The following is a 6,833-nucleotide window of genomic DNA, read 5'->3' as shown; positions in this document are numbered from 1 at the left end:
TTCATCAACAGCAACAGTCCCAACCCCCCACTTTACCATTGCAGCTAAAACCAGATAGCACCTACTTAATTACCGGTGGTTTGGGGTCACTGGGGTTAAAGGTAGCTGAATGGATGGTCGATAAGGGCGCAAGGTATTTAGTACTGGTAGGACGAAGCCAACCAAATCCTAGGGCGTCAGAAATAATTGGGAAATTAGAAGAACAAGGTGTGATGGTGGTCCTGGAGCAGGTGGATGTATCCCAGGAAGCACAAGTTAGGGACTGTCTCAACAGAATTCAGGTTTCCCTACCCCCCCTCAAAGGAATTATCCATGGTGCAGGGGTCCTAGAGGATGGGGTGCTGCTGCACCAAGATTGGGCAAAATTTGCCAAGGTGATGAAGCCGAAAGTTGAGGGAGCCTGGAATTTACACAGGTTGACTCAGGATATAGCCCTAGAGTTATTTGTACTATTTTCTTCCGCTACCTCTATCCTAGGTACCCCTGGTCAAGGAAACTATTCCGCAGCTAACGGATTTTTAGATAGCCTCAGCCATTATCGACGACAGCAAGGTGCAAGCGCTTTAAGTATTAATTGGGGACCTTGGGCTGAGATGGGTTTAGCCGCTAGCGTCGGTAAACGGATGGCAATGCTGGGAATCGAGCCGATTCAAGCACCACAGGGATTACAGATACTCGAACAACTTCTGGCACAAGATGGGGCTCAGGTGGGGGTATTACCGGTAGAGTGGTCAAGGTTAAAGGAACGACTACCGGTAGAGTTACCGTTATTCCTATCAGAGGTAATCACAACAGAAACACTACCGCCTCAGGGGGATGGGGAAAACGACAATTCTGGGATTTTTGATCAACTGCTCGCCAGTACAACAACCCAACGGGAAGCGTTATTAAAAGATTACCTTAAGCAACAGATTGCTAAGGCTTTAGGGATAAGTCGGGAAATCTCAGGGTCGAGCAACCTGATGGATTTGGGTGCTGATTCCTTGATGATTGTAGAAGTACTCAATGCCTGTAAGAAAGACCTGAAGATAACCCTTTATCCTAGGGAGTTTTATGAGCGACCAACGATTACAGCTCTATCTGAGTACTTGGCTTTGGAGATGGAACGGCTTCATCAGCCCCAGCCAACGGAAACTTCATTGACGACTACTAGTCTCTCAGATATTAAGAATTGGGCTAATCCTTGGGCATGGAACAATAGCGAACGCAAATTTACCAAACCCACCCAGCGCAATCGGAGCATGGTGTTTGTGCTATCTAGCCCTCGGTCAGGCTCCACCTTACTGCGGGTGATGCTAGCTGGTCATCGGGATTTATTCTGTCCACCAGAATTACACCTATTGCCCTTTGAAACGATGGCTGAGCGCAATCAATCCTTGGGTTCAACTCACTTAGGAGAAGGGTTAGCGCGAGCTTTCATGGAAATTATGAACCTAGATGCCCAAGCCAGTACAACACTGGTGGAGGAGATAACCCAGCAAGACTGGTCAATTCAGAAGGTTTATGGCAGGTTACAGGAACTAACGGGTAAACGTACTCTTGTGGATAAGTCTCCTACCTATGCTGGCAGTATTGAAACCCTAAGGCACGCGGAAGATTTATTTGAAGAAGCGAAGTATATTCATCTGGTACGTCATCCCTATGCGGTAATTGATTCCTTCGTGAAAAATCGGATGGATAAAATCTTTGGTATTGATGAGGTAGACCCTTATTGGCTAGCAGAGGAAGTTTGGACAACCTGTAACCGTAATATCCTAGACTTCTGCGAGGAAATTGCACCATCTAATCATCATTTAGTGTATTACGAGGAACTAGTAAAGCAACCTGCTAAGGTGATGGCAAGGTTGTGTGAGTTTCTCGGTATTCCTTTTGATGAGGCGGTTTTACAGCCTTATCAAGGCCAGCGGATGACCGATGGAATTCATCCCCAATCCCTACCGGTAGATGACCCCAATTTCCGCAACCATAAGCAAATTGATTCGGCTTTGGGAGAAGTTTGGCAGCAAATCCAGCTCCCCCAGCCTTTAGGGAAATTTGCCCAAGAAGTAGCGACACGGTTGGATTATCAATTGCCGTTACTGGTTGAACCTTCAGCCCAACCAGCTAATGTTGAACTTGAAGCGATGCAAGAGTCTTATCTAGACGTGCGGGGTTTACAGCTTTGTCTGTGTAGTTGGGGTCCGGTGGATGGAGATTTAATCCTATGTATCCATGGTGTTTTAGAACATGGAGCGGCTTGGGAAGAAATTGCTGGTCCCTTGGCAAGGATGGGATATCGAGTCGTTGCACCCGACCAGCGAGGCCATGGACGTTCCCAGCATGTGGGGATGGGAGGGTCTTATCAATTAATCGATTACTTGGGGGATTTGGATGCGATCGCTTTTGGCACGGCAGAGCCGAATGCAAAAGCACTGACAGACCAGCCATTTATTCTAGTCGGTCATTCCATGGGTGCTGTGGTTGCTGCCACCTTTGCCAGTGTCAGACCCGAAAAGGTCAAATCCTTACTATTGCTGGAGCCAGTGCTACCAGGAGAACAGAAGGACGATCAAACTGCTCAAAATATAGCAACCCACCTAGATTATCTTGCATCCCCACCCCAACACCAAGTCTTTGCGGATATCCAAGCTGCTGCTAATCGTCTGCGCCGCTTAACCCCCAACCTCTCTGAAGAATTGGCTTTAAAACATGCTCAGCGACTTACCGAACCTGGTGAGGGTGGTGTATGCTGGCGCTGGGATCCAAGACTGCAAATTCGTACGGGAATTGGTTTAAGTGGAACGGCATTTAATCGAGATAAGTACACACAGCTACTGAGTCAAATTAAAGCTCCCACTACCTTAGTTTATGGCAATAATAGTAACTTTAACCGACCCGAAGACCTAGCCTTACAACAAGCTGCAATACCTCACGCTAAAACAGTAAAACTATCAGGAGGACATAACCTCCATGTTGATGCACCAGATGCTATAGTTGCAATTATCGCCAACAACCGATTAAACCTGAAAAATTAAAAAGTGACAAGGTAACAAGTACAAGGGAAAAGGTAACAGGTAAACTTAACAATACCAATTACCAAATATAGCCAAACCAACTAGCCAAACCAACTAGTTCATGAAACCAAATACTGATTCATAATAACACCAAAAAATATTCTGAGCTCTTTCCCAATGTTCCCTGTTCCCTGTTCCCTGTTCCCTGTTCCCTAATCCCTACTCCCTGCTCTCTCCACTATACAAACAAATGACTAATATAGACCTTTTCTGGGAAATCCCCTTATCCATACTCTCTTTCATCTTTTCCCGCATCCTAAGATTTGTGATGCAAACCATAGGGGGATACTTTACCTCCAAAAAAAACACTAAAAATATCCAGTGGCAACTCGTATCAGCCGAGTTTTTAAAAAAGCCCATCAAATTAATTTGGGCAATGAGTAGAGCTCGTTGGAATCTTCACGCTATTATTTCTCTAGTTGGACCGATTCAGGTCAAAGAGGTAATTAGCTTTGATGCCAGTGCAGCTAAACAATCAGCCCAATCCTGGACATTAGTAGTTTACAGTCTACCAGATTTTGAAACTATCACTAATATCAGCTCCCTCACCGTATCCGGAGAAAACCAATGGGAATCCGTGAGCTTGAAACCAGGTAAATACTTATTAGGTTTGCGGTATTATCACTGGTCAGAAACAGTAGAGCAACCTACTGTTAAAGCAGATGGTGTTAAAGTAGTAGATGCCAAGCAAATTAACGCCCCTACTGATATTAACAGCTTTTACCGTGACCTAATTAAACGAAAAAATTGGCTTCATGTCTGGTTGAATTATTATGTCTTCAACCTGTTGCGCTTTAAGCAATGGTTACCCCAAGCATTTGTAAAAAAAGTATTCTTACCTGTACCGAATCCAGAAACAAAATTTTACTATGGTGCCTTGAAAAAAGGAGAATCGATTAAATTCAAACTAGCACCATCCCTGTTAACAAGCCATGATATTTACTACAGCTTGTACAGCCGTGAATGCTTTGCTCTAGATTGGTACAAAATTACTGAAGCGGAACATAAAACATCTGCTAGTGATCAGAAATCTATTTATATTGTTCGGATTCATCCGAAATTTGAGCGAAACGCTTTATTTGAAAATAGTTGGGTTAAGATAGCCGTTGTTTGAAGTAATAGCTTGAAGTAGTACTTAGTCTTGTAATCCCAATAATTCCAATAATTCCAAATGCTGGTTAAAAACCCCCTTTAGAATCTAGTATAATTTAGTCCTTGAGGTAGCTACTTTGTTGATTTAGACACGGTTTGTATCACCGCTACCTAAGGGTAGTTTTGGCTAAAGGGGGATTAGTGAATCAAAGAGGATTAAATAGGATTTATGATCACCACTCCTCTTGTTTCGTTCTGCTGTGAAAAGTCAAGACTGAAAAGTTAATACCAACTACCAGTCAAGACCAATTACCACCCGTTCTGGCGAAGAGTTAAGCTGTTGCCATCAAAATCCTTAAAGAATGCTAATAGAACTCCTCCACCAACATCTTGAATCGGTGAAACCTCAATCCTTCGAGACATCAGGAAATCGCTAGCTTCCTCTATATTGTTTACAACTAGTGTTAGTGCTGCTTCTCCCGTTCCTGTAGGTTGGCTTTCGTAGACGCCAATTTTGGTGCCAGGCACGTTGGGGTAAAAGAACTGCGTCCAACGGTATGTATCCTGGGAATGATCCCATTCCATGCCCAAAAGCTCATGGTAAAAGAAGATGGCTCGGCCGAGATCGGCGACATTTACTTTAGATACGTAGCCCGTTACGAGCTCATCCATAGGGGGTTGAGCAACTGCGGTGCTTGTCCATCCAGAACTTAACAGAACAAAAACACTGATCAGTACTATGACTGTTGCTGTTTTTAGCTTTTGCAATAATTTTTGCATCATCTTCATTTTTAGGTTATCCTTATCTAACCTTTTTTGGTGTGGTCTACTCCTAGGACATTTAAATTTAGATTTCATAGAGAAATATTCAGAGGCTAAGCCTTGTTATCACTAGACCTCTAAAGCTCATCTAAAAAGCAGTAAATTTAAATGTCCGTTAGCTTCAGGTTTGTTAACTTCAGCCAACCAACAATTATTAGTATACACAGACTTATAGAAAGAAGACATAACCTTAACCAAATAAGTAACAAATCTTCAATATTTTTTATGATCATAGTTCTCAATCCTATACGGAGTAAAGGATTCAGTATTTTTAAATAAGCGACGCATCAAGACAAGGACTTGACAATTTTTGCGAAACTTAGTAAACAAAGGGTACTTTACATTAATAATTATTTAAGTTTTAGTTAAACTTCCAGTTACTATCTTGGGCTCCAACCAATTAGTCTCTCTAGGAATTAAAAGATTCAGTAATGTTCGTTAAAATACTTGACAAATCAGGAGGATATGTTATTTTAGCAGTTGTTTAATAGTTATAGCAGTCGAAGTAAAGGTTAAGACATATTTCTGTTCCCAGATCCGCTGTTCCCAGATCCGCTGTTCCCTTTAAACGAAAATACTATGTCATAAACTATACTTCCCTTGCTATAAAGCGCAGGGCTATAGGATTTAGGATATTACTCTGAAACTATCTCGATTGGTAACACTACTGTAAATGTCGTCTTTCCAGGCACCGACTCCACCTCAATCTGACCCTGATGTTTATCCACAATCTTTTTGACAATATCTAGGCCCAAACCACTACCTTCTCCAGGGGGTTTAGTCGTAAAAAAAGGCTGAAATATTTTTGGTATAATTTCCGGGGGAATTCCTTTAGCACTATCATTGAAACTGACTTTTATCTGATCATCCTGCTGTCTGACATCAATGGTTAAGGTTCCCTTACTATCCATAGCTTGAATGCTATTGTGAATCAAGTTCGTCCAAACTTGATTAAGTTGGTCGGGATAGCAAAGAATAGCAGGCAAGGAATCCTCATAATTTATGATTACTTCTACACCGTATTTGAGTTGGTTATAATAGAGAGTTAAAATAGTATAAATCCCTTCAATAATATTTGCCTCTATCTTGTTACCACTAGAATCATCATGGGCATAAGTTTTCAGGGCAAACACCACTTTAGCAGCTCGTTCAGCAGCGGTAACAATGTTACGGGTACTGGTTTGGAGATTAGCAAATTGATAGGCAGTTTGTAAAATTTTTTCTCCCTCTGGGTCTTTCAGTAGAGGCAACAAAGGGTGTAGGTCGTCCCAAACCCCAATTCCTACTAAAATATTGGCGAGTTTTGCTGCTTTCTGAATCGAGTGGGATGTCATCTGGCCGGTCAAGGCTTTTCTGATTTGACGTTCCGAGTAGATAAAGGAGTCGTTTGTTGGCTGGAGCGTTCTAGTAAGGTAAAGAAATCCGACTGGCGTTCCTTTGAAAGTTTTTGAAAAAAGGAAGGTAACTGCTTGAGGTGGTGAGCTAAAAAGTTGGCAAGATTCCTAACTGAGGAGTTAATAGCACCTAAGGGAGTGTTAATTTCATGAGCAACTCCAGCCACTAATTGTCCGAGAGCAGCCATTTTTTCAGATTGGATCAACTCGTCTTGATTAGCTTGCAGCTGTTGCCGGGTTTCGTTGAGTTCTGCTTCCACTTCCATGGGCTGTTTAATTTCTTTTTTCAGACGTTGATTCTGCTCCTCCAATGTCTTAGTTTGGTCCTCAAGGGTTTTGGTCAAGGAACGCAGTTGTAAATGTACCTTGACTCTTGCTAACACCTCCTGTGACTGAATCGGTTTAGTCAGATAATCGACTCCCCCAAGCTCAAATCCTTTCACCTTATCCTCTATACCGGATAAAGCCGTCA

4 protein-coding genes and 1 pseudogene are annotated in these 6,833 nt (G+C 42.5%); 2 read left to right on the top strand and 3 right to left on the bottom strand.

All coding sequences use genetic code 11. The features are described from left to right. The coding region (locus F6K57_RS34080; RefSeq protein ID WP_293072352.1) for an alpha/beta fold hydrolase at nt 1–3,014 on the top strand (3,014 nt) is incomplete at its 5' end. A 229-nt stretch (nt 3,015–3,243) separates the two neighbouring features. Continuing rightward, nucleotides 3,244–4,167 carry a DUF6208 family protein gene (locus F6K57_RS34075; RefSeq protein WP_293072351.1) on the top strand — a complete coding sequence of 308 codons (924 nt, stop codon included), beginning with the start codon at nt 3,244–3,246 and terminating at the stop codon, nt 4,165–4,167. Nucleotides 4,168–4,454: 287 nt separating this feature from the next. Here F6K57_RS34075 and F6K57_RS34070 read toward each other — a convergent pair whose 3' ends face one another. The 3 genes and pseudogenes from F6K57_RS34070 to F6K57_RS34060 all read right to left on the bottom strand — a co-directional run. After that, complete coding sequence (locus F6K57_RS34070; protein ID WP_293072350.1) at nt 4,455–4,934, bottom strand: VOC family protein; 480 nt, start codon at nt 4,932–4,934, stop codon at nt 4,455–4,457. A 668-nt stretch (nt 4,935–5,602) separates the two neighbouring features. Further along, nucleotides 5,603–6,313 carry an ATP-binding protein gene (locus tag F6K57_RS34065; protein ID WP_293072349.1) on the bottom strand — a complete coding sequence of 237 codons (711 nt, stop codon included), beginning with the start codon at nt 6,311–6,313 and terminating at the stop codon, nt 5,603–5,605. Next, nucleotides 6,310–6,833, bottom strand: a pseudogene (locus tag F6K57_RS34060) (histidine kinase dimerization/phospho-acceptor domain-containing protein); the annotation flags it as partial. The gene F6K57_RS34065 and the pseudogene F6K57_RS34060, both read right to left, overlap by 4 nt.

This window comes from Moorena sp. SIO4A5 (assembly GCF_010672005.1).
GTDB lineage: Bacteria > Cyanobacteriota > Cyanobacteriia > Cyanobacteriales > Coleofasciculaceae > Moorena.
This window is presented reverse-complemented; position numbering and strand designations above follow the sequence as displayed.

What these genes read in the sequence shown, in the direction of transcription:
- F6K57_RS34075 (WP_293072351.1), top strand. Translation starts at nt 3,244, where the DNA reads ATGACTAATATAGACCTTTTCTGGGAAATCCCCTTATCCATACTCTCT.
- F6K57_RS34070 (WP_293072350.1), bottom strand. Translation starts at nt 4,934, where the DNA reads ATGAAGATGATGCAAAAATTATTGCAAAAGCTAAAAACAGCAACAGTC.